General features: G+C 53.6%; 20 protein-coding genes. 13 read left to right on the top strand and 7 right to left on the bottom strand.

Annotated elements, in window-relative coordinates; genetic code table 11:
- Positions 1-33: 33 nt before the first annotated feature.
- On the bottom strand, positions 34-1,266 hold the full coding sequence (gene odhB, locus AB0A83_RS14295; protein WP_150049536.1) for a 2-oxoglutarate dehydrogenase complex dihydrolipoyllysine-residue succinyltransferase: 1,233 nt from the start codon (positions 1,264-1,266) through the stop codon (positions 34-36).
- Entirely contained in the window at positions 1,256-4,093 is a 2,838-nt protein-coding gene (locus tag AB0A83_RS14290) for a 2-oxoglutarate dehydrogenase E1 component (protein ID WP_150049534.1), read from the bottom strand. The genes odhB and AB0A83_RS14290 overlap by 11 nt, the downstream gene beginning before the upstream one ends.
- A gap of 398 nt (positions 4,094-4,491) precedes the next feature.
- On the opposite strand from AB0A83_RS14290, the gene AB0A83_RS14285 reads away from it, so the two are divergent.
- Entirely contained in the window at positions 4,492-4,914 is a 423-nt protein-coding gene (locus AB0A83_RS14285; protein ID WP_367154526.1) for a DUF2914 domain-containing protein, read from the top strand.
- A 66-nt stretch (positions 4,915-4,980) separates the two neighbouring features.
- Positions 4,981-5,298, top strand: coding sequence for an H-NS histone family protein (locus AB0A83_RS14280; RefSeq protein WP_150049530.1), 318 nt, complete (start codon positions 4,981-4,983; stop codon positions 5,296-5,298).
- Here the strand turns inward: AB0A83_RS14280 and AB0A83_RS14275 are convergent.
- From AB0A83_RS14275 to AB0A83_RS14265, 3 genes are read right to left on the bottom strand one after another with little or no spacing between them, the layout of a single operon-like run.
- On the bottom strand, positions 5,291-6,079 hold the full coding sequence (locus AB0A83_RS14275; RefSeq protein ID WP_367154525.1) for an alpha/beta fold hydrolase: 789 nt from the start codon (positions 6,077-6,079) through the stop codon (positions 5,291-5,293). The two genes, AB0A83_RS14280 and AB0A83_RS14275, sit on opposite strands and share 8 nt — an antisense overlap.
- Positions 6,072-7,076, bottom strand: a complete 1,005-nt coding sequence (locus tag AB0A83_RS14270; protein WP_367154524.1) for a M14 family zinc carboxypeptidase — start codon at positions 7,074-7,076, stop codon at positions 6,072-6,074. The genes AB0A83_RS14275 and AB0A83_RS14270 overlap by 8 nt, the downstream gene beginning before the upstream one ends.
- A 16-nt stretch (positions 7,077-7,092) precedes the next feature.
- Positions 7,093-8,811 (bottom strand): lysophospholipid acyltransferase family protein, encoded by a 1,719-nt coding sequence (locus tag AB0A83_RS14265; protein ID WP_367154523.1) that lies wholly within the window; start codon positions 8,809-8,811, stop codon positions 7,093-7,095.
- A gap of 554 nt (positions 8,812-9,365) precedes the next feature.
- On the opposite strand from AB0A83_RS14265, the gene AB0A83_RS14260 reads away from it, so the two are divergent.
- The 8 genes from AB0A83_RS14260 to lipA all read left to right on the top strand — a co-directional run bounded on the left by AB0A83_RS14260 (position 9,366) and on the right by lipA (position 16,327).
- Positions 9,366-10,289, top strand: a complete 924-nt coding sequence (locus AB0A83_RS14260; protein ID WP_367154522.1) for a VPLPA-CTERM sorting domain-containing protein — start codon at positions 9,366-9,368, stop codon at positions 10,287-10,289.
- 272 nt (positions 10,290-10,561) lie between these two features.
- Positions 10,562-11,830, top strand: coding sequence for a lipid IV(A) 3-deoxy-D-manno-octulosonic acid transferase (gene waaA, locus AB0A83_RS14255; protein WP_367154521.1), 1,269 nt, complete (start codon positions 10,562-10,564; stop codon positions 11,828-11,830).
- A gap of 60 nt (positions 11,831-11,890) precedes the next feature.
- The gene (locus tag AB0A83_RS14250; protein WP_150049518.1) at positions 11,891-12,394 is read left to right on the top strand and encodes a YqiA/YcfP family alpha/beta fold hydrolase; all 504 of its coding nucleotides are present in this window, start codon (positions 11,891-11,893) and stop codon (positions 12,392-12,394) included.
- 100 nt (positions 12,395-12,494) lie between these two features.
- Positions 12,495-13,652, top strand: a complete 1,158-nt coding sequence (locus AB0A83_RS14245; protein WP_150049516.1) for a D-alanyl-D-alanine carboxypeptidase family protein — start codon at positions 12,495-12,497, stop codon at positions 13,650-13,652.
- Positions 13,652-14,491: a D-amino acid aminotransferase gene (locus tag AB0A83_RS14240; protein ID WP_150049514.1), complete on the top strand. Its 840-nt coding sequence runs from the start codon at positions 13,652-13,654 to the stop codon at positions 14,489-14,491. Before AB0A83_RS14245 ends, AB0A83_RS14240 begins: the two co-directional genes overlap by 1 nt.
- Positions 14,488-14,754, top strand: coding sequence for a DUF493 domain-containing protein (locus AB0A83_RS14235; RefSeq protein ID WP_150049512.1), 267 nt, complete (start codon positions 14,488-14,490; stop codon positions 14,752-14,754). The genes AB0A83_RS14240 and AB0A83_RS14235 overlap by 4 nt, the downstream gene beginning before the upstream one ends.
- A gap of 5 nt (positions 14,755-14,759) precedes the next feature.
- On the top strand, positions 14,760-15,374 hold the full coding sequence (gene lipB / locus AB0A83_RS14230) for a lipoyl(octanoyl) transferase LipB (RefSeq protein ID WP_367154520.1): 615 nt from the start codon (positions 14,760-14,762) through the stop codon (positions 15,372-15,374).
- Complete coding sequence (gene lipA, locus AB0A83_RS14225; RefSeq protein ID WP_367154519.1) at positions 15,371-16,327, top strand: lipoyl synthase; 957 nt, start codon at positions 15,371-15,373, stop codon at positions 16,325-16,327. The genes lipB and lipA overlap by 4 nt, the downstream gene beginning before the upstream one ends.
- On the opposite strand, the gene rsgA is transcribed toward lipA, so the two are convergent.
- Together rsgA and AB0A83_RS14215 are read right to left on the bottom strand one after the other, a co-directional pair.
- Positions 16,324-17,217 (bottom strand): ribosome small subunit-dependent GTPase A, encoded by an 894-nt coding sequence (gene rsgA, locus AB0A83_RS14220; protein ID WP_150049507.1) that lies wholly within the window; start codon positions 17,215-17,217, stop codon positions 16,324-16,326. The two genes, lipA and rsgA, sit on opposite strands and share 4 nt — an antisense overlap.
- Positions 17,217-18,467 carry a M48 family metallopeptidase gene (locus AB0A83_RS14215; protein WP_150049505.1) on the bottom strand — a complete coding sequence of 417 codons (1,251 nt, stop codon included), beginning with the start codon at positions 18,465-18,467 and terminating at the stop codon, positions 17,217-17,219. The genes rsgA and AB0A83_RS14215 overlap by 1 nt, the downstream gene beginning before the upstream one ends.
- Before the next feature lie 91 nt (positions 18,468-18,558).
- On the opposite strand from AB0A83_RS14215, the gene orn reads away from it, so the two are divergent.
- The 3 genes from orn (at position 18,559) to AB0A83_RS14200 (ending at position 21,041) form a co-directional block, all read left to right on the top strand.
- Entirely contained in the window at positions 18,559-19,104 is a 546-nt protein-coding gene (gene orn / locus AB0A83_RS14210; RefSeq protein ID WP_367154518.1) for an oligoribonuclease, read from the top strand.
- Positions 19,105-19,184: 80 nt separating this feature from the next.
- The gene (gene serS / locus AB0A83_RS14205) at positions 19,185-20,456 is read left to right on the top strand and encodes a serine--tRNA ligase (protein WP_150049501.1); all 1,272 of its coding nucleotides are present in this window, start codon (positions 19,185-19,187) and stop codon (positions 20,454-20,456) included.
- A 204-nt stretch (positions 20,457-20,660) separates the two neighbouring features.
- Entirely contained in the window at positions 20,661-21,041 is a 381-nt protein-coding gene (locus AB0A83_RS14200; protein ID WP_150049499.1) for a group 1 truncated hemoglobin, read from the top strand.
- The last annotated feature ends 46 nt before the right edge of the window (positions 21,042-21,087 follow it).

Here is a 21,087-nt window from a genome sequence, read left to right as displayed (position 1 = left end):
CCGCGAGCGGACGGCGCGCAAGGTGCGGTGGGGTTATATGTTCAATAGCAGGTGAGCCGGAGCTTCCAGGCTTTCTTTGATGATGCCCAAAAATTGCACGGCTTCTTTGCCGTCTACCAGCCTATGGTCGTAAGACAGGGCCAGATACATGATGGGGCGGATGACGATTTCGCCGTTTTCGACGATGGGCCGGTCCTTGATGGCGTGCATGCCTAAAATCGCGCATTGCGGCGGATTCAAAATCGGCGTGGACAGCATGGAGCCGAAGATGCCGCCGTTGGTGATGGTAAAGGTGCCGCCGCTCAGGTCTTCCATGCTGATAGAACCGCTACGGGCTTTGCTGCTGAAATCCTGTATGCCTTTTTCGATGCCGGCGAAATCCAGTTGATCGGCGTCGCGCAATATGGGTACGATCAAGCCGCGCTGCGTGGTGACCGCTATGCCGATGTCGTAATAACCGTGGTAAATGATGTCGTTGCCGTCTATCGAGGAGTTGATGGCCGGAAAGCGCTTTAAGGCTTCGATAGAGGCTTTGACGAAAAACGACATGAAGCCGAGTTTGACGTTGTGCTTGGCCTCGAACCGGTCTTTGTATTGATTGCGCAGATCGATGACCGATTTTAGATTGACCTCGTTAAAGGTGGTCAGCATCGCGGCGTTTTGCTGGGCTTGCAGCAGGCGTTCGGCGATTTTCGCCCGCAATCGCGTCATCGGCACGCGTTGCTCCGGGCGCAGGCTGGCGACCGCAGTAGCCGACAACGGTGCGTGGCTGGCTTCTTGGGCCGGTGGCTGAGGTGCTGGCACCGGGGTTGGTTGCGGAGCGCTTTGTTCTTCTAAAAATTCCAGTACGTCGCTTTTTAAAATCCGTCCGTGCTTGCCGCTGCCGCTGATGGCTGCCGGGTTCAACTCGTTTTCGGCGACCAGTTTGCGTACCGATGGGCTTAGCGGTGACTCGGCTTTGCCGGACTGGGGTTCGGCACTCCCGGATTGCACTGCGGGAGTCGGCTTTTCCGGCACAGCGGTTTTCTGTTTGGCGTCGAATCGGGCCAGAATCTCGCCGCCGGCCACGGTTTCTCCCGGTTGTCTGACGATTTCCAGTAGCACTCCGGCAGACGGTGCGGGCACTTCCAGGATCACTTTATCGGTTTCCAGGTCGGCTAGGTTGTCGCCGGCGTTAACCCAGTCGCCGGCTTGTTTGTGCCAAGCTACCAGCGTAGCATCTGAAACCGATTCAGGAAGATGGGGCACCAATATGTCAAAACTCATGTTTATTTCCTTCTTTGCTGCCAAATAGGGCGGTATGCACGACGGCCTTCTGCTCGGTAAGATGGGTTTTATAGTTGCCCACGGCCGGGGCGGCTGATGGCGGCCTGCCTGCGTACATGATGGGGATATTATCGTCGATCAGTTCGTAAAAATGATGCTTAATTTGATACCAAGCGCCTTGGTTGCGCGGTTCTTCCTGACACCAGACGACTAGGTCGATGTTGGGGTATTTTTCCAGTTCCGCGCGAAAAGCGTCGTTAGGGAACGGATATAACTGTTCGATGCGGATGATGGCAACGTGTTTCAGGTCGGCGTCGCGGCGCGCTTCCAGCAAGTCATAGTAGACTTTTCCGCTGCAAAGGACCAAGCGGGTGGTCGCAAACGGATCGATGTCGTCGATTTCGCCGATAGTCGGCATGAAGCCACGCTCGGTTAAGTCTTCCAGCTTGGATACCGCCAGTTTGTGGCGCAATAGGCTCTTGGGGCTCATGACCACCAAGGGCTTACGGTATTGGCGTATCAACTGCCGGCGTAACAGGTGAAAGATTTGCGACGGTGTGGTGGGCGAGCACACTTGGATGTTTTGGTCGGCGCACAATTGTAAATATCTTTCCAGCCGAGCGGAGGAGTGTTCCGGACCTTGGCCCTCGAAACCGTGCGGCAGCAGCATGACCAGACCGCTCAATTTGCCCCATTTGGTTTCGCCCGAGGTGATGAACTGATCGATAACTACTTGGGCGCCGTTGGCGAAGTCGCCGAACTGCGCCTCCCAAATCACCAATTTGTCGGGTTCGGTGGAGCTGTAACCGTATTCGAAGCCCAGCACGCCGGCTTCGGACAGCAGCGAATTGAAAATTTGCGCGCGGCCTTGCTGGTCGGTCAAGTGTTTCAGCGGAATGTAATTGTCGCCGTTCTGTTGATTCAACAAAATCGCGTGGCGGTGAGAGAAGGTGCCGCGGCCGATGTCCTGACCGGTCAGGCGTATATCGTAACCGTCCAGCAATAACGTCGCGTAGGCCAGGTTTTCGGCGAAGCCCCAATCCATCGATATTTCCCCTGCGGCCATTTTGTTGCGTTCTTCCATGACCTTGGCGACACGCGGGTGCAATTCGAAATTTTCGGGCAAGATTTGCATGCGCGCATTGCAAAATTGCAGGCGTTCCAGCGGCACAGTGGTGTCGGCGGCCTGGTTCCATTCCCGGTTCAGATATTTTTCCCAACGGGCCGAGTAGGAGTAGTTTTGATTTACCACAATCGGCCGGGATACGACTTTGCCCTCGCTGAGCATCTGATAGTACTCTTCTTCGAGATGATTGACCGTGGCTTCGTCGATCGCGCCGTCGTTGATCAACTGCTGCGCATAAAGCTGCCGACTGGTCGGGAGATTACGGATTTTGCGATACATCATCGGTTGAGTGGCCGAAGGCTCGTCCGCTTCGTTATGGCCTAAGCGCCGATAGCAAATTAAATCGATCACGACGTCTTTATGAAAAGTCATCCGGTATTCGAGCGCTAACTGGGTGATGAACACCACGGCTTCCGGATCGTCGCCGTTGACGTGAAATACCGGCGCTTGAATCATATTGGCCACGTCGGTGCAATATAGCGTGGAACGGGCGTCGAACGGGTTGCTGGTGGTAAAGCCTATTTGATTGTTGATGACGATGTGCACCGTGCCGCCGGTATGGAAGGCGCGGGTTTCCGACATGTTCAGGGTTTCCATGACGATGCCTTGCCCGGCGAACGATGCGTCGCCGTGGATCAGTACCGGCACAATGGCGTCTTCGCCGCCTACGCCGTGTCTATCCTGTCGGGCTTTAACGGAGCCTTCCACGACCGGATTGATGATTTCCAGATGCGAAGGGTTAAAAGCAAGAGTCAAGTGGATGGGGCCGCCGGGCGTGGAGATGTTGGAGGAAAAGCCCATGTGATATTTGACGTCACCGGTCAATACGCCGGGAGATGAGGTATGTGTGCCTTCGAACTCGCCGAACAGAACGGCCGGGCTTTTACCCAGTACGTTGACCAGTACGTTCAGGCGGCCGCGGTGGGCCATGCCGATCACCACCTCTCTGACTTTCGATTCGCCGGCGCGTTGGATCAGTTCGTCCAGAATCGGTATCAGCGATTCGCCGCCTTCCAGCGAGAATCGTTTTTGACCGACGTATTTGCGATGCAAATATTTTTCCAATCCTTCAGCCGCCGTCAGCAATTTCAGCAAGCCGATACGTTTTTCCGCATGGCTGGCGTAGTCAGGCTTCGCGCCTTCCAATTTAGCCCGTATCCAATTTTTAGGCTCGGCGTCCACGATATGCATGAATTCGCTGCCTATGCTGCCGCAATAGATTTCATTCAAGGTTTGAATGATCGCGTGCAGCGGAAGCCGGTCTATGCCGCACAGGCCGCCGGTGTCGAACACGGTTTTCATGTCCGCTTGCGTTAAGCCGTAATACACCGGTTCCAAATCGCTGGGTATTGCTTCCGAGTTGCCGAGCGGATTATTGGCGGCTATCTGGTGGCCTTTCATCCTGTACTGATTGATGAGTCTGGCGACGGCCGATTGTTTTTTGACGCTTTGCTCGGTAAAGCCTTGCATTTTGGCTAATTTGCCGGGCTCCGAGATGGCCAGCTTTTCGAAGCGTTCGACGATGACGCTATGCGGTGTGTCGTCGTGCGAGCCGCAGTGGATATTGTCGAAATGTTCGCGCCACTTATCCGAAACCGATTGAGGATCGTTCAGGTATTGTTCGTAAAGCAATTCGATGTAGCTGGCGTTGCCGCCGTAATACGCCGAGGTGTCGCTAAACAGTTTCAATAAGTTGCTCATATAACGTCCCGGTTTTAGCGCTTGAGAAAGGTTTGTAGCTGTTAATGGTATATTACCAAAGGAAAAACGAAGCGCAAACGCGCACCGTAGCTTGGCTTGAACAAAGACGGGCTGCAAAAATTGCGGAGAGCAGCATGGCGGATAACAGAGTGATTATTAAGATAAATTACGATAAGGACAAATATCGGAAAGCATTGATCGATCCGAAAATGGTAACGGTATGGCATACCGGTAGAATTCTAGCAGCTGTGCTCACTTTTTTTATATTAATCGCGTTCGCGGTTTATTGGGTTAAATTTGCCGGCTCGGATCGCCCGGCCTCGGAGCCGCTTCCGCCGGAAACGGCTATCGGGGATTCGCAAATTAGCGATTCCGTCAAAACGGAAGGCAGCCCGGCTTTGCCGGAAAAGCCGGTTGGAATTAAGGCTGAGACTAGCGGCAATACGTTGTCCGAAAAAGTTTTCAAACCGGGTGCAATCATTTTCGATAGACGAGTAATTCGTGCGTCGCTGAATACCGAGTTATTAAAAGGCGAACCGCTAAAGCCGGTTGATGCGTACCGGTTCGTGCCGGAGGCCGGTAAAACCTTGGAGCTGTTTTATTTTTGCGAAGTGAAGCAATTGGCCAAGCAAACTCTATATCAAGCTTGGTACAAAAACGGCGGTTTAGTGATCAAAAAGCGTGTCGATATTAAATCGGATAAGTTTAAGCTAGTATCTTCACGTAAGTTTACACTCGAAGATGTCGGCGAATGGAGAGTGGCGTTAATCCATGCTGACGGCAAGTTATTTAGCCAAGTGAATTTCTTAGTTAATCATTAGGATGCTTGATTTAATAATTAAAAGCGGTGATATAATTAAGGCGCTTTTTAATTTAATGGGGAAAATATGACTGATTTTAACAATCTCTCTGAAGCGGAAATTCAAGCACTGATCGATAATGCCGAAAGAGCTTTAAAGGAGCGGATGAACAGCAAGCGTAAGGAAGTTTTAGCGCAAATTAAGGAACTTGCAGCGTCAATTGGCGTGACTGTTGAAATTGGCGAAAGCGATAAAAGGTCGGAAAGGAAAGGCAGCAAAGTGGCGGCTAAATACCGTAATCCGGCCGATGCTTCTCAAACTTGGACGGGTCGCGGTCTGGCGCCGAAATGGATGCAGGAATTGCTGGCTGCCGGCAGAGACAAAGCCGAGTTCGAAATCAACTAGCCGCAGCTTCGGTTTGCAGTTTCCGCAACCAGGCTTGAAGTGTGTTAACCACCCACGGGCCGTCGTCCGAAGTTAAATCGTGGCCGCCCCAAAGGTGGGTTTCCAACTGTAATTGCCAGCGTCGTTGAATCGCTGCCGAGCAATCCGGGTCGACCAAACGGTCGCCCCGGCTGTTTAACAACAGTATCGGGCTCTGCGGTTTCCGCGCGTCGGGCCGGTAGCAGGCAGCAGCGGCCAGTTGTCGCAGACTGTTGAGTCGGCTGATGGGGCGGGCGCGGTGTATTTGCTCCCAGCGCTCGGCGAGCGCATGGTGTTTCTCGTTCAAATTGGTCACTCGGCGTACGATAGTCAGCTCACGCTGCAGTGGGTCTTGCAGCGTTAGTAACTTAAACAGTTCCGGGTAGTTGCGCCAGTGCATTCGCTTATAAAACGGGCTTAGCGATGCCAGGCTCACGTTGATCAAGGCGCCGGCGCATATATCCTCGGGATGCTTGAGCATCCATTCCCAGGCAATCATGCCGCCCATGGACAAGGCCAGCACGGTTAAGGGTTGCTGCATCAGATTCTGACGGATCGCTTGTCGCCTTACTGCGTCCGTAATATCCGCTATGGTCATGGGACAACTTTCCGAATTGCGGTTGCCGCTGCCGGGTAAATCCAGGGTCGAGATTTTCGATTGCGGAAACGCTTGCCTCAGCAACTCGGGAAAATCGCCCCAATGCGCCGACTCCCTGGACAAGCCACGCAGCAACAGCCAATGTTTTCCGTAAGCGTCACGCATACCAAGTCTCCCATGCCGCGCGGCGGTTGTCGACGCGCTGATCGTGAGTTTGTTCGGCCCATTTAGTCGGGGATAATAAACAGCGGTGCAAAAATTCGAACAAGGTGAAATGGCGACGCAAGATGCGCTGTTGCCTATGCGGTAGCAAAGGGTGAAACAGGCCGTGACGCTGAAACAAGTGCAAAGGGCTTTTGCGCAACCACAACCAGGAGCCCATTTCCAAGGTCAACGGTAAGAACAAGCGGCCGGCTTGGGGCGAGGATTTGAAACTGTCGTATAGATAATCCCAGAGATCGCCGTTAATCACGTATTCTTCGCTCATCGGCTCTATGCGATAGACGTGGTGAGGAAAACAATGATCGAATAAATTTTTCAGCGCGTAAGCTTCGGCTATGTCGGGAAAGGGTTTGCGGCAGGAAGCATAAGGAAACCACAAACGGTCGCGAATGCCGAAACCGGAATGCAAATCCAAGACTATGGACAGTTCGGCCTCGAACAAATAGCGCCGCACCACCTCGCACAGGGCTTCGGCTTCGGTTTCCATGCGGGATGCGTCGCCGCGGTACCACGGTAGCCAAGGCGTTAAGCGGTGGCCGCTATACAACTTGGTATTGCCTTGACCTTCGATAGGCGCGTTGCGCATCAAATCGACCCCGTTACCGTTGGCGCGGGTGCCGCGGTAAACGCCGACCGGGTTGACGATGGGCACAAACACCAGGCGGGATTCGGCCAGACGCCGTTGTAATTCCCGGTCCCATTCCAGCATTTCGATCAAGGTCTGCAAGTAAGACAATATGACTTCCGATCCTATCTTTTCCAGCCCGTGCACGCCGCCGAAAAAGCCTAGGGTAGGCGCTTGCGGCTGCAACGTCCCTAACACAATCGCGTAAACCGGGAAATCGTGACCCTGCCAACGGATGCGGGTCAGGGTTTCGATGCGGGCATGGCCATCCAAGCGCTCCAATAGCGATTCGAGTTGGGCTAATTCCTGGAACACCGGGCTATTAGGGCTATTAGTGCAAAGAGGTTTCGATGTAACGCTGCCGCTTTTTCGGTGCGATTTTGTCTATTTCCACCATGATCAAACTATCGATGCAGTTGTTAAAGTCGGGGTCTATGTTGAAATCGATGAAGTGGCAGCCTTTGTCCACGCACAATTCGACATATTGCTTGTACAAGGTAGGCACTTTGACTCCCAGTTTTTTTAACTCACTGTTTAAAACCTTAAAGCTGGTCGAATAGTCGGCCGCAAATTCCTGGGCGGCGAATTGCCGGCATTGTTCGGACAGCAAAAAGGGTTGCTTGGCTTTGGCACTGGGTAGCTCGCTACCGAATTGTTGTCGGTAGAATCCAATGATCAGTTCCTTGGCCAATTGCGGGTAGGCATTGCTGATGCTAACCGGGCCGAATAAATATTTGATGTCCGGTTGCTCGCGTAGATAAGCGCCGATGCCGTACCACAAATAGTCCAAGCTATGCTGTCCCCAATAGCGCGGTTGCACGAAGCTGCGGCCCAACTCCAGACTGTTGGGCAAGAAGCGGGCGAATTCGCTGGTCAAATCGAATAAGGTACTGGTATAGAAACCGTCTATGCCGTGGCTTGCCATGATTTTCGGGCCTTCGCCTATCCGATACGCGCCGACGATTTCCAAGTCGTTTTCGTCCCACAGTACCAAGTGGCTGTAATAGACGTCGAATTTGTCGATATCGGTAGGCGTGCCGGTGCCTTCCTCGACGGTACGAAAGGTTAATTCCCGCAAGCGGCCGATTTCCTGCATTACCGGGCAATCATCTTGAAATTGGTATAAGAAGATTTTTTTTCTATCGCGGGTTTCGCCTAACAGGCGCGATTGGTACAAGGCTTTTTTGATCGCTTTGGCGTCGGCCGGGTGCTGAACGGCTTCAAAGGTTTCGAATAAGGCAAGTTTGTTTTTCTTGCCCAAATTCAACACGTGCTTGCGAAATGTTTGGCAAAGCTGCTTGTCGCTCTGATCGCTGTTGACTATGGCTTGGTAGGGAATCGGCGCGCCGACTTTGATTTTGATCTCCTGGCCGTTTTTGTTAAACATTTCTTTGACCAATAGCATGGTGCCTAACGGTTTGTACAAGGTGGACATGCTGTAGAACAACGCCGAATTCTTGGCCTGCAGGTGTACCGGCAAAATGGGGCAGCGGGTTTTCTTCGCCAGTTTGATGAATCCGCTTTGCCATTTGCCGTCGCGTATGCCTTTGGGGGTGATGCGCGATACTTCGCCGGCCGGGAACATAATTAAGGCTTGTTCGCTTTCCAAGGCGTCCAGCATGGCTTTATAACTTTCTTTGAAGGCTTTCTTTTCGCTCAATACGTCCACCGGCAAAAATACCGATTGCAACGGTTCCATGTAAGTCAATATCCGATTGGCGACGATGCGCACGTCCGGTCTAACGGAACGGATCAACTTGACTAAAGCCAAGCCGTCCAAGGTGCCTATGGGATGGTTGGCGACAATCAACAAGCGGCCTTCGGCCGGGATGTTGTTATAGGAGTTGCTGCTGACTTGGTAGCTGAAATCGAAATAATTCAATAATTTGTCCAAGAACGCATAACCGCGTAAATGCTGGTTTTTGCGGATGACGTTGTTGAAATCGTCTTCGTGCAACAGTTTTCGCAACGTTTTGATCACTAACTTGTTGTGTTTTCCCCAATTAGCGTCCGGATAGGTTTCTTGCAAAATGCGTTCGGCATCGATCATGAATGGTGGGTCCAAATAAAAACTAAAAATCAGGCATACGGATTGAGCGGAGTAAAGCCGTAAGCGCTAGAAGTGATTCAGGAATAGCAGGGCTTTAAAGCGCGGCAAAATCAGCATTTGTCACCGTTGCGAATCTGCGGCGGGTATGGCGCCAAGCAAGGGATGCACGGGCTCCGCTTGCTGGTTGCCGCTGAATTCGATAACGCGGCGGATTTTCCGGTTTGGGGGTGAATGGGTAACGCGCATGCTTAAGTCCTTACATCGATCTGCGCTACAGCGTATTGCAGCAATGTGACAGCAATATGACCGCTGGCGGCTAAAACTCGCTGCCGGCGGCTAGCGCTGTTTGTAAAGTAAGCTGTGTTATTTGCCCGGATTTTAGTGCGGGAAATCACCTATTCGGCTTGGGGGGTAAGGTTCTGGCATGGCTTGGAAGCCGCGCCGCATAGGTATAAATCACTTGGCATAAGGGTTGCGTTATCCGTAGCGCTAAGCAATGGCCGCAGTATCGAACGAATTGGCCCTGTACGCGTAACACATTTGTAGGAATCCATATGACCAATACTACTTTAGCGAAAGCTATCTCCACTCTGATCGCCGGCACCGCGCTGGTCTGCACCAGCGGCTCCGCTGCAGCTTCGACCACCATGTATAACACCTTTACCACCACCGCCAAGAGCGCAACCGACGGTTGGACGCGAATCGCCGATAGCAACGGCGACGGTTACGGTACCGGACCGGAAAGCAAAGGTAACTCCGGCTTGATCCTGCCTTGGGCGGGTACTACCGGTAATAAACTGCCGTTCGACTATACCGGTTCTTCGCATTTGAATTGGGCGGTACAGCTCAGCGGTGAAGGCGATACGGCGCAAATCTCCGGCGCCGATTCCATGGCAAGATACGGATTCGACGCGGAAATCGATACCGGCGGCGGCGCGTGGCGCGATACCGGATTAGACGGCAACGGCAATCCGACCGCGACCGGACCCACCGGTTGGAAACATCAAACAGACATCGGTCTGATTTCGTCGGACGTGACGCAATGGGTTACGATCAACCTGACGGCATTGAGCCAGCTACAATCGCCAACCTACAGCCAGTTCGGCGTCACGGTTTTCGAAGGCATGGACACCAATACCGGCGATTACGTGCATCACGGTTCTTGGAATAACGCCTCCAAGCCTTACACCTTGGACAATCCGTTCGGAACTACCGGCTTAACCAATATCGGCTATAGCGACAACGTCGACGCGGTTGCCGGATTCACCTTCCTGGCGCAAGCCGGGCAGATTTACACCATTTATCTCGGCGGGGTGGATTTCTCCAGATGGAACGCCGGGGTAGATAACTACCGCATGGATATTACGACCGCGCTGACCGCGCCGGTGCCGCTACCCGCAGCCGCGTGGCTGTTCGGTAGCGCTTTTGCGGGTTTGTTAGGTTTTAGCGGACGTAAAAAAGTGCGCTTGTCCGCTTAACTACGATCGTTGACGGGCCGGCTCAACCGGCCTTCAGGAAGGCTCGACGGAATGGTCAGGACGACCGCCAGGGATGGCTTTGTTAAATTGGTTATCTGCCCGCTTTAGCCTCGGCTTGAATGGTCTCTCGTGTTCAAGTCGGGCTTTTTTTCTCGAATCGATATAAAGTCCTGTCGGCAAACCCATTAAGTCCTTGCGCTGAGCGAACCGGATGCGGGTTTGTTACAATCGTTTTCCGGTTTGCATTTCCTGAAGACACTCCACGAGCTTTTATGCTTAGGCTTTATACCTGCTTATTTACCCTAGCCTTGCCGCTAATCTTAGCTCGCTTGTATTGGCGCGGATTCAAGGCGCCTGCCTATCGGGAGCGTTGGGCGGAGCGTCTGGGCATTTACCGCGGTCCCGCACGCGGACCTACGCTTTGGTTTCATTGCGTATCGGTGGGAGAGGCGGAAGCCGCGTTTCCTTTAATACGCCTGCTGCAGGCCGAATTGCCAGCCTTGCCCCTAGTCGTGACGACGACGACGCCGACCGGATCCGCTCGAATCAAAGCCGTATTGGGCGATAGCGTCGAGCACGTGTATCTGCCTTACGATCTGCCTTGGATAATCACCGGGTTTTTACGGCATTTTCGCCCGCGCCTCGCGGTGTTCATGGAAAAAGAACTTTGGCCGAATATCTGTGCCGCTTGCCGTCGGCGCGCCGTGCCCCTGTTCATCGTCAATGCCCGCTTGTCGGCTCGCTCCGCGGCAGCCTATCGCAAAATGCCGAGTTTAAGCCAATCTGCACTGGCCACGGTGGCGGGAATCGCTTGCCAGACCCAGGCCGATAGGCAAAATTTCCTGCAAATCGGCGCTTTGGCCGATAACACTGCGGTTTTGGGTAATTTGAAGTTCGATGTGTCGATAGACGCCGAGGTGATAGAAAAAGGTCGCCAGCTAAAACGCAGCGAATTCAAAGGTCGCTTCGTTTGGATATTGGCCAGCACGCATCAAGACGAGGAAGCGCAGTTGATGCACATCTATCCCAGACTGAAGCGGGAAATTCCCGAATTGCTGTTAATGATCGCTCCGCGGCATCCCGAGCGTTTCCACGCCGTCGAGCGGGTGGCGCAGGAACAGGGGCTGGCGGTGGTGACGCGCAGTTCGGCGCGAACCGTAGCGGCCGAAACTGACGTGTACTTGGCCGATAGCATGGGCGAACTGAAAATGTTGTACGCCGCGGCGGATGTTGCCTTCGTCGGCGGTAGTCTGGTGCCGGTAGGCGGGCATAACGTATTGGAACCGGCGTTGGTGGGCGTTCCGGTGTTGTTCGGCATGCAAATGTTTAACTTCCAGGATATCGCCGAACGATTGTTGGCCGAGCAGGCGGTCGTGCAATGTGCGGATGCTCAGCAACTGGCCGCCGCCGTTTTGCGGATTTACCGGGACGCCGATTACCGCGATAAACTGGCCGCGACCGCCAAGGCTTTTGTGCTGCGCAACCAAGGCGCCACTCGCCGGGTCGCCGATTTGTTAATCGCCCGCTTACGTGGCAATTGAGGCAATCCGAGCGGAGCAGGGTAGGGCGAGAGGTTCATTAATCATCATTAGGCGGTCGCTATGCAAAATTTGGTGATTTACAATCACGGCAAGGACAGCATTCCGTGGGGCGAAAAAGCCTTGGCCCTGGCGAGCATCGCCAAGACGCACGGATATGCGTTTATCAGCCCGGATTATCAAGTCAGCAATGATCCCGACTGGCGGGTGCGGCAGTTGCTGAATATGGATTTGTCCGGTTACGAGCGTATCGTGCTGGCGGGATCCAGCATGGGCGCTTACGTCGCCACAGTGGCGGCGACGCACATCAAGCCCGCAGGATTATTTCTAATCGCGCCGGCCTTCTATCTGCCGGGCTATACCTGCCAAACCTTCGAACCCTATACGTCGCGAATAGAAGTTTTTCACGGCTGGCAAGACGAGGTGGTACCGCCGGAGCACGCCTGGCGATTCTGTCGGACCCACCGCGCGGTGTTGCATATGTTGGATGCCGATCATCGCTTGCTCGCTGTATTGCCGCAAATGGCCGAGGCTTTCGGGCGGTTTTTAATCGCCTGTACGGCTTAAATTAAGGGTTTTAAAGCTGGCGCGGCACGTCCGCTGTTATGGGGGTGGGCCGCTACGGTGTTACAATGCAAATTCTCGGAACGACTAACCAATGGTAATCATGAAGTTGTCTTTGTCTTCAGCGGCTGCATTTTTTCTGGGCCTGTTATTTTTGTTATCCGCGCCGGCCCGGGCCGCCGGTCCGGCTTTTACTCCCGCTCCGCCTAGCATTGCCGGCAGCAGTTACTTTTTGATGGATTTCAACAGCAGCCGTGTGTTAGCCGAAAAAGATCCGGATAAACGGGTATCCCCGGCAAGTTTGACCAAGATCATGACGGTTTACGTGGTGTTTCGCGAACTGAAATCCGGCCATCTGACCCTGGACGAAAAAGTGACCGTCAGTCAAAACGCCTGGCAGACCGGCGGTTCCAAAATGTTTATCGAGGTCAACAAACAAGTCTCGGTGGAAGATTTACTGCAAGGCGTGATCATTCAATCGGGCAACGACGCCAGCGTCGCACTGGCCGAGCACGTGGCCGGCAGCGAGCAAACCTTTGCCGACATGATGAACGAACAAGCGGCGCGCTTGGGCATGGTCAACAGCCACTTCGAGAATGCGACCGGTTTGCCGAGTCCCAACCATTACAGTAGTGCCCACGATCTGGCCTTGCTGGCGCAGGCTGTGATTCGCGACTTTCCGGAATTTTACCGCTGGGATTCGCAAAAAGAATTCACTTATAACGGTATCACTCAAACCAACCGGAATTTGCTGTTGTGGCGCGACGCGTCGGTGGACGGCTTGAAAACCGGTTTCACCGACGATGCCGGCTATTGCATGGTGGCCTCCGCCAAGCGGGAGGACATGCGCTTGATTTCGGTGGTCATGGGTACTGCCAGTCCCAATGCGCGGGCTAACGAAAGCCAATCGCTGTTGAACTACGGTTTTCGGTTTTTCGAAACGCATAGGTTGTATCAAGCCGGTACCCCGTTAACCGAAACCCGGGTGCGCAAAGGCGAAAAATCCCTGTTGCCGGTTGGGGTGGGTGAGGACGTCTACGTCACTGCTCCGCGCAAGCATTTCAACGAATTAAAACCGGAAAGCCAATTGGATAAAGTGGTGATAGCACCGTTGAAAAAAGGCGACACGGTCGGCAGCTTGATAGTCACTTTAAACGGCGAAACCGTGTTGACCAAACCGTTGGTAGCCATGGAAGATGTCGCTGAAGGCAGCTTTTTCCGCCGATTGTACGACGCCGCTTTGGTATTTTTGGAGCGTTGATGAGCGATACCGTCTATTTGAACGGCGAATATTTGCCGTTGGCCCAGGCCAAAGTGTCGGTACTCGATCGCGGCTTTTTGTTCGGAGACGGCATTTACGAAGTGATTCCGGTATATCGCGGCCGCCTGTTTCGCTTGGAGGAACACGTCACTCGTTTGAATAACAGCTTGCGGGCGATACGGTTGGAGCTTACCAAAACCGCGACGGAATGGCAGGCGATTTTTCAGCCGCTGCTGGAACAGGACAAAGACCAGTCCGTCTACTTGCAAATTACCCGCGGATACGCACCCAAGCGAGATCACGGATTTCCGCATCCTATGGTACCGACCATATTCGCGATGTGTAACGAGATCAAAGCCTTTCCGGGGCGGGTAGCGGGAATTAAAGCGATTACCGTGGACGATATTCGCTGGCAGTTATGCCATGTCAAAGCGATTACCTTGTTGGCCAACATCTTGATGCGGCAAGAAGCTTTGGATCAGGACTGCGAAGAAGCGATTTTGGTACGTAACGGTTATGTCACCGAAGGCGCTGCCAGCAATTTGTTTGCGGTGATCGATGGGGAATTGATCACGCCGCCCAAGAACCACGAAATTTTGTCAGGCATTACCCGCGACGTGATTTTGGAATTGGCCGCGGCTAACAGTATCGCTTACCGGGAGGACGTTATCGCCGTCGAAGCCCTGCAAGATGCCAGCGAAGTGTGGGTGGCAAGCTCCACCCGGGAAGTCGTGCCGGTGGTTGAAATCGACGGCATGCCGGTAGGCGACGGCAAACCCGGCCCGCTGTTTTTCCGCATGGATCAATTGTTGCAGCAGTTCAAGCAGTCCTTAGTATGAGCGAAACAGAAAGTTTGCTGGAATTTCCCTGCCGGTTCGCGATAAAGGCGGTCGGTAAGAGCAGCCCGGGCTTCGATGCCGTAGTGGTCGAAATCGTGCGCCGCCACGTGGCCGACATCCACGAAGGCGCGGTCAGCAGTCGTCCGAGTAAAGGCGGCACGTATGTTTCGGTCACCGTCATGATAGAAGCGACCAGCCGTGCGCAATTGGATGCCATTTATCAAGGCTTGGTGGACCATCCCGACGTGTTGATGGCGCTTTAAGCCGGGTGAACGCATCCACTCTGGTCAGGCAATTGGGCTTGACGGATTATCGAACGGTCTGGCAAGACATGCAGCAGTTCACCGACCGGCGCGGTCCCGATAGCAACGATGAAATTTGGGTTACCGAGCATTTGCCGGTCTACACCTTAGGGCTCAACGGCAAGCCGGAACACGCGTTGGCTGCCGGGGATGTGGCATTGGTGCAAAGCGATCGCGGCGGGCAAGTGACTTATCACGGTCCGGGCCAATTGGTGGTTTACCTGTTGGCCGATTTGCGGCGCTTGTCGTGGGGGCCCCGGCGGGCGGTCAGCGTACTGGAACAGGCGATGATTGCGACGCTGGCCCAATACGGAATCAGCGGCGAAGCGCGCGCCGATGCGCCGGGCGTGTATGTGCAGGGACACAAAATCGGCGCCTTAGGACTTAGAATACGGCGTGGCTGTTGCTACCACGGATTGAGTTTGAACAACGCTATGGACTTGACCCCGTTTAGCCGGATCAATCCCTGTGGTTATGTCGGCATGCAAGTCACCCAATTGGCCGATTTAGGCGTGTGCATCAAAACTCACGAACTGGCTGTGCCGGTCGTGCATCATCTGATCGAGGCTATCGAATCATGAAATTGACCGCTCCTTCCCGCTCTACGCCCGACACTCACCAACGCAATGCCGACAAATTGTCGCGAATTCCCATCAGGGTGGAAAAACCCGATAGCGTGCTGCGTAAGCCGGATTGGATTCGGGTGAAATTGCCGAGCGGCGACAAAGTCAATCAGATCAAGCAAACGTTGCGGGAAAATCGCTTGCATACCGTTTGCGAGGAAGCCGCCTGCCCTAACTTGAGCGAGTGTTTCGGTCACGGCACGGCTACTTTCATGATTATGGGCGATTTGTGCACCCGCCGCTGCCCGTTCTGCGACGTGGCACACGGTAGACCGTTGCCCCCGGATCAGGACGAGCCGGCCAATTTGGCAAAAACCGTTGCAGCCCTGGCTTTGAAATACGTGGTAGTCACTTCGGTTAACCGCGACGATTTGCGCGACGGCGGGGCAGGTCATTTTGCCGCCTGCATTGCCGCAATACGCCGGCACAGTCCGCACACCACGGTGGAAATTCTCACCCCGGATTTTCGTGGCCGCTTAGCGGTCGCTTTGCCGATACTGCAGGCTCAGCCGTGCGATGTATTCAACCATAATCTGGAAACCGTACCGCGCTTGTATCCTGAAGCGCGGCCGGGAGCCGACTATCATTGCTCTCTACAATTGTTGCAGGAGCACAAGCGCTTGCTGCCGCAAGTGCCGACCAAATCCGGTTTGATGCTGGGTATAGGCGAGAGCGAAGCCGAAGTGGTCGAGGTGTTACAAGACTTGTTGGCTCACGGTTGCAGCATGTTGACTATCGGCCAGTATTTGCAACCGAGCAAAGCGCATTTAGCGGTTAAAGAATACGTGCATCCCGAACAATTTCGTCGCTACGCGGAGATTGCCTACCGGTTGGGCTTTGCGCAGGTTGCTAGCGCTCCGTTGGTCAGGTCGTCTTACCATGCCGATTTGCAAGCGGCGAAGGTGATTTAGCCGTTGCGGTTAGCCGGCGGCATTTTGTCGCGTAATTTCAGAAAACGCTGATAACGGCTGGCCGAAATGTGTCCGGTATCGACTGCGGAGCGGACCGCGCAGTCTTTGTCGTTGACGTGGCGGCAGTCGTTGAAGCGGCATCGGCCGATAAAGGGTTGGAACTCGCGGTAACCCCAGGCCAGTTGCGCTTCCGACAAACCGGCCAAACCGAAGATCGCCACGCCGGGACTGTCGATGAGATCGCCGCCGCTAGGCAAGTGGTACAGGGTTGCGGCAGTAGTGGTATGGCGGCCGTGGCGGGTGGTTTCCGAGACGCTATTGATTTTTAAACGCTTATCCGGCAGCAAGGCGTTGGTCAGAGACGATTTTCCTACCCCGGATTGACCGGCGAACATGCCGGTTTGGCCGCGAAGCGCATGTCGAATGTGCTCCAGGCCTATTTGTTGGCGGGCGCTCACCCGGAATAGGCGGTAATTCAGGCCGGTATAGGTGTTTAATTCCCGTTCGGTATTTTCGCTCAAACCCAGATCGATTTTATTTAACACCAGTGCCGCGTCGATATTACAGTTTTCGCAGATTGCCAAATATTGGTCCAACAGTAAAAAGTCGCATTCCGGTTCGGCGGCGAATACGATGAATATCGTATCCAGATTGGCGGCCACCGGACGGACTTGATCGCCGCGGCTGGGACGTTGCAGTACCGAACGGCGGGCCACTATCCGTTCGATGCGGCCTTGTTCCGGAGTCTGCTGCGATAGCAGCACTCGGTCGCCGACCACTACGGTATCCAGCTTGCGCAAGGTTTGGCATAACAAGGTACGTTCTCCCACTTCGACGGCAATGCCTTTGCCCAAGTGGGAGACCACCAGCCCTTCGAGCAGGGCCGACATCAGGCGGACTGCATTTTTTGTTCGATGTGGGCGATGCGGATTGCCGCCGGCGGATGGCTATAGTGAAATGCCGAATACAAAGGGTCGGGGGTCAGCGTGCTGGCGTTTTCCTCGTAAAGCTTGACTAGGCCGCTGATCATTTTGCGGCCTTGCGCATGGCGGGTGGCGAATTCGTCGGCTTCGAATTCGAATTTGCGTTGAAAATAGGCGCTGATAGGTTGCATGAAGGTGGTGAACACCGGAGAAACCAGCATAAACAGCAACAAAGCGGCCGCGTTGGATTGAGTGGACACGCCCAGTCCTGCAAAGAACCAGTTTTGACCAATCAGCCAGCCCAGCAGCGCGAAACTGATCAAGGTCATCAGCGACGAGGCGGCCAACATTTTGATCACGTGTTTGCATTTGAAATGGCCTAGTTCGTGCGCTAATACCGCTTCCAGTTCTTCTTCGTCCAAAGACTCCACCAAGGTATCGAAAAACACGATGCGCTTGTTGTTGCCCAAACCGGTGAAATAAGCGTTACCGTGGCCGGAGCGGCGGGAACCGTCCATGATGAAAATACCGTTGCTGTTGAAACCGCAGCGTTGCAACAGATTTTGAATGCGGTCTTTCAAACTGCCGTCCTGCATCGGCGTGAATTTGTTGAATAACGGCGCAATCAAAGTAGGGAACAGCCAGCTCATCAATAGCGAAAAGCTCAGCAGAATGGCCCAGGCGTACAGCCACCACAAACTGCCTATGCTGTCCATGACCCACAAAATCAACGCTAGGATCGGACCGCCCAGGCCCAACGTCAAAGCGATTGATAGAAACTGGTCTTTGACGAACTGGGCCAAGGTATTCTTATTGAAGCCGTATTTTTCCTCGATGACGAAGGTTTGATAGAGGCTGAACGGAATTTCTACGACAGTCATCAGTAAGAAAATGCCGGCCATGGCCAGTAAATCGGCAACCATGGGCGAAAGATCGAAGGTGGACCAGAATTCGAACACCAAACTAATCCCGCCGCCTAGCGTTAATGCCAGTAAGAATAGAATGCCGACGATGCTGTCCAGATCGCCCAGTTTGCTTTTTTCTATCGTATAGTCAGCGGCTTTTTGGTGGGCTGCCAGCGTGACGCGCTCGCAAAAAGCCGGCGGGACCTGTTCGCGGTGTGCGGCGACATAATATTTCTGTCGGGCCGACAGCCAAAAATGCAGACCGTAAGAAATCGCCAGTGCGACCAAGAAAATGACGGTAAAGGTATTCATTAAGCTATATACGATTGTAGGGTTGCGATTAGCGGCACAGATTAGCTAATGCTACAATTTGCCGCAACATCAAAATAAGTAAAGGAAAAAAATGGCTCGGGATGCTGACAACCTGATATGGATAGACCTGGAGATGACCGGGTTGGATCCGGACAATGACCTGATCATCGAAATTGCCACGATAGTGACCGACAAGCAATTGAATATTTTAGCGGAAGGCCCGGTGTTGGCCGTGCATCAAGCGGAAGAAGCCTTGGCGGCTATGGACGATTGGAACCAAAAGCATCACGGCGAATCCGGTTTGATTCAACGCGTTAGGGAATCGCAATTCGACGACGCAAGCGCCGAAGCACAAACTCTAGCGTTTTTGGAGCAATGGTTGCCGGCCCGCGCGTCGCCGATGTGCGGCAATAGTATTTGTCAGGACCGGCGGTTTTTATACCGCTATATGCCGAAATTGGAAACTTTCTTTCACTATCGCAATTTAGACGTGTCGACGGTAAAGGAGTTGGTCGGGCGCTGGGCGCCGCATCTTAAAGACGGCTTGCGTAAACAGGCATCGCATAAGGCTTTGGATGATATTTTGGAATCCATCGCCGAGTTGAAATATTACCGCGAACATTTTTTTCGATACTGAACGCCGGTTTAAGCCGGGATTCGTCAAGCTCGGTGTGCTAGTGCGCGCCGATTAGTTTTTTCAATTACTCAATCAGACTCATGCTAGACCCTCGTTTATTCCGTAGCGAACTGGAACAGGTTCAACAACAATTGGCACGCCGCAAGTTCGCGTTCCAAGCCGACGCGTATTTGGCGTTAGAAACGCGCCGTAAGGACATTCAAGTTAAAACCCAGGACTTACAGAACGAACGCAACAGCCGTTCCAAAGCGATAGGCCAAGCCAAAGCCAAAGGCGAAGATATACAACCCTTGTTGGATCAGGTGCAGGACTTGGGCGATCAGTTAAAAGCCGCCGAATCGGAATTGGCTGACCTGCAAAACCGCTTGAATGCGCTGATGGAAGGCATTCCCAACATATTGGACGTCTCGGTGCCGGACGGTAACAGCGAGCAAGACAATATAGAAGTCAGTCGCTGGGGCGAATTGCCGCAGTTCGATTTTCAGCCGAAAGATCACGTCGATTTAGGCGAGCCTTTAGGGATGAATTTCGAGTTGGGGGCCAAGATTGCCAGCGCCCGCTTTGTCGTGTTGGCCGGACCATTAGCCACCTTGCAGCGCGCGATTATTCAGCTGATGCTGGATACTCATGTCAACGAACACGGCTATCAGGAAACCTACGTGCCGTTTATGGCTAACGCCGACAGCTTGCGCGGTACAGGACAGTTGCCCAAGTTCGAAGCGGATTTGTTCACGGTCAAGAACGACCCGACTTTTTACCTGATCCCGACCGCCGAAGTACCGGTGACCAATATTGTTAGGGATGTAATCGTCGACGCCAAACAGATGCCTTTGAAATTTGTCTGCCACACTCCGTGTTTTCGCAGTGAAGCCGGTGCTTACGGCAGCGATGTGCGTGGCATGATACGTCAGCACCAGTTTGAGAAAGTGGAACTGGTACAGATCACGACGCCTGAGCAGTCTGAAAGCGCTCACGAAGAACTGACAGGACATGCGGAAGCGATTTTGCGCAAGTTGAATCTTCCTTACCGCAAGGTATTGCTGTGCGCTGGAGATACCGGGTTTTCTTCCGCTAAAACCTACGATTTGGAAGTCTGGTTGCCCGGTCAGCAAAAATACCGGGAAATATCGTCCTGCAGCAACTTCAAGGATTTCCAAGCCCGCCGCCTGCAAGCGCGCTGGCGCAATCCGGCAAGCGGTAAACCGGAATTGGTGCATACCTTGAATGGCTCTGGGTTGGCCGCCGGGCGAACCTTGATCGCCGTGCTGGAAAATTACCAGAACGCGGATGGTTCGATTAGCGTACCCGAAGCATTACGCCCTTACCTGGGTGGTTTGGCGACGATTCGTTAATCGCCCGGATTTTATTTTCAATACTGTGAAAATGGTTTTGGGTCGAAATCGTTTTGCAGTATCATGCCCTCCCGATTACGCCGGGTTGCCTATCAATGGCTTACCGGCGTAGCCGCACCAATTCGTCCGTGGCGTTTAAGAATTTTTTGACGTTGAGCGGGACGAGTTTCACTTTAACGATAACAATAATTTTAGAGGGTAAGTATGAGTGAAGTAGCGCAAGACTCGTTGTTCGAGCGTATCGGTGGTGTAGCGGCGGTTAACGCGGCGGTGGACGTGTTCTACCATAAAGTGTTGGACGATTACCGCATCAACCGCTTTTTCGACAAAACCGATATGGCGAAACAAGTCGAACACCTCAAAGCGTTCATGACGGTTGCAATGGGCGGGCCGAATAACTACAGCGGCCGTTCGTTGCGCGATGGGCACGCGCGTCTGGTGAAAATGGGTCTGAACGACTCGCATTTCGACATCGTTATGGAGCACCTGGGGGCTACCTTGCAAGAGCTGAACGTTCCCGCAGAATTGATTGCCGAAGCGGCTGCCCTGGTAGAAACCACGCGTCCGGAAATATTGGGTAAATAACTCGGGGAGGTTTGCCGACAGTTGCGCGCAACTGCCGGCAAACGCC

Origin of the sequence: Methylomonas sp. HYX-M1 (assembly GCF_040741385.1) — a bacterium.
Lineage (GTDB): Bacteria > Pseudomonadota > Gammaproteobacteria > Methylococcales > Methylomonadaceae > Methylomonas > Methylomonas rhizoryzae.
The sequence above is the reverse complement of the archived record's forward strand: the minus strand, read 5'-3'. Positions and strand labels throughout refer to the sequence as shown.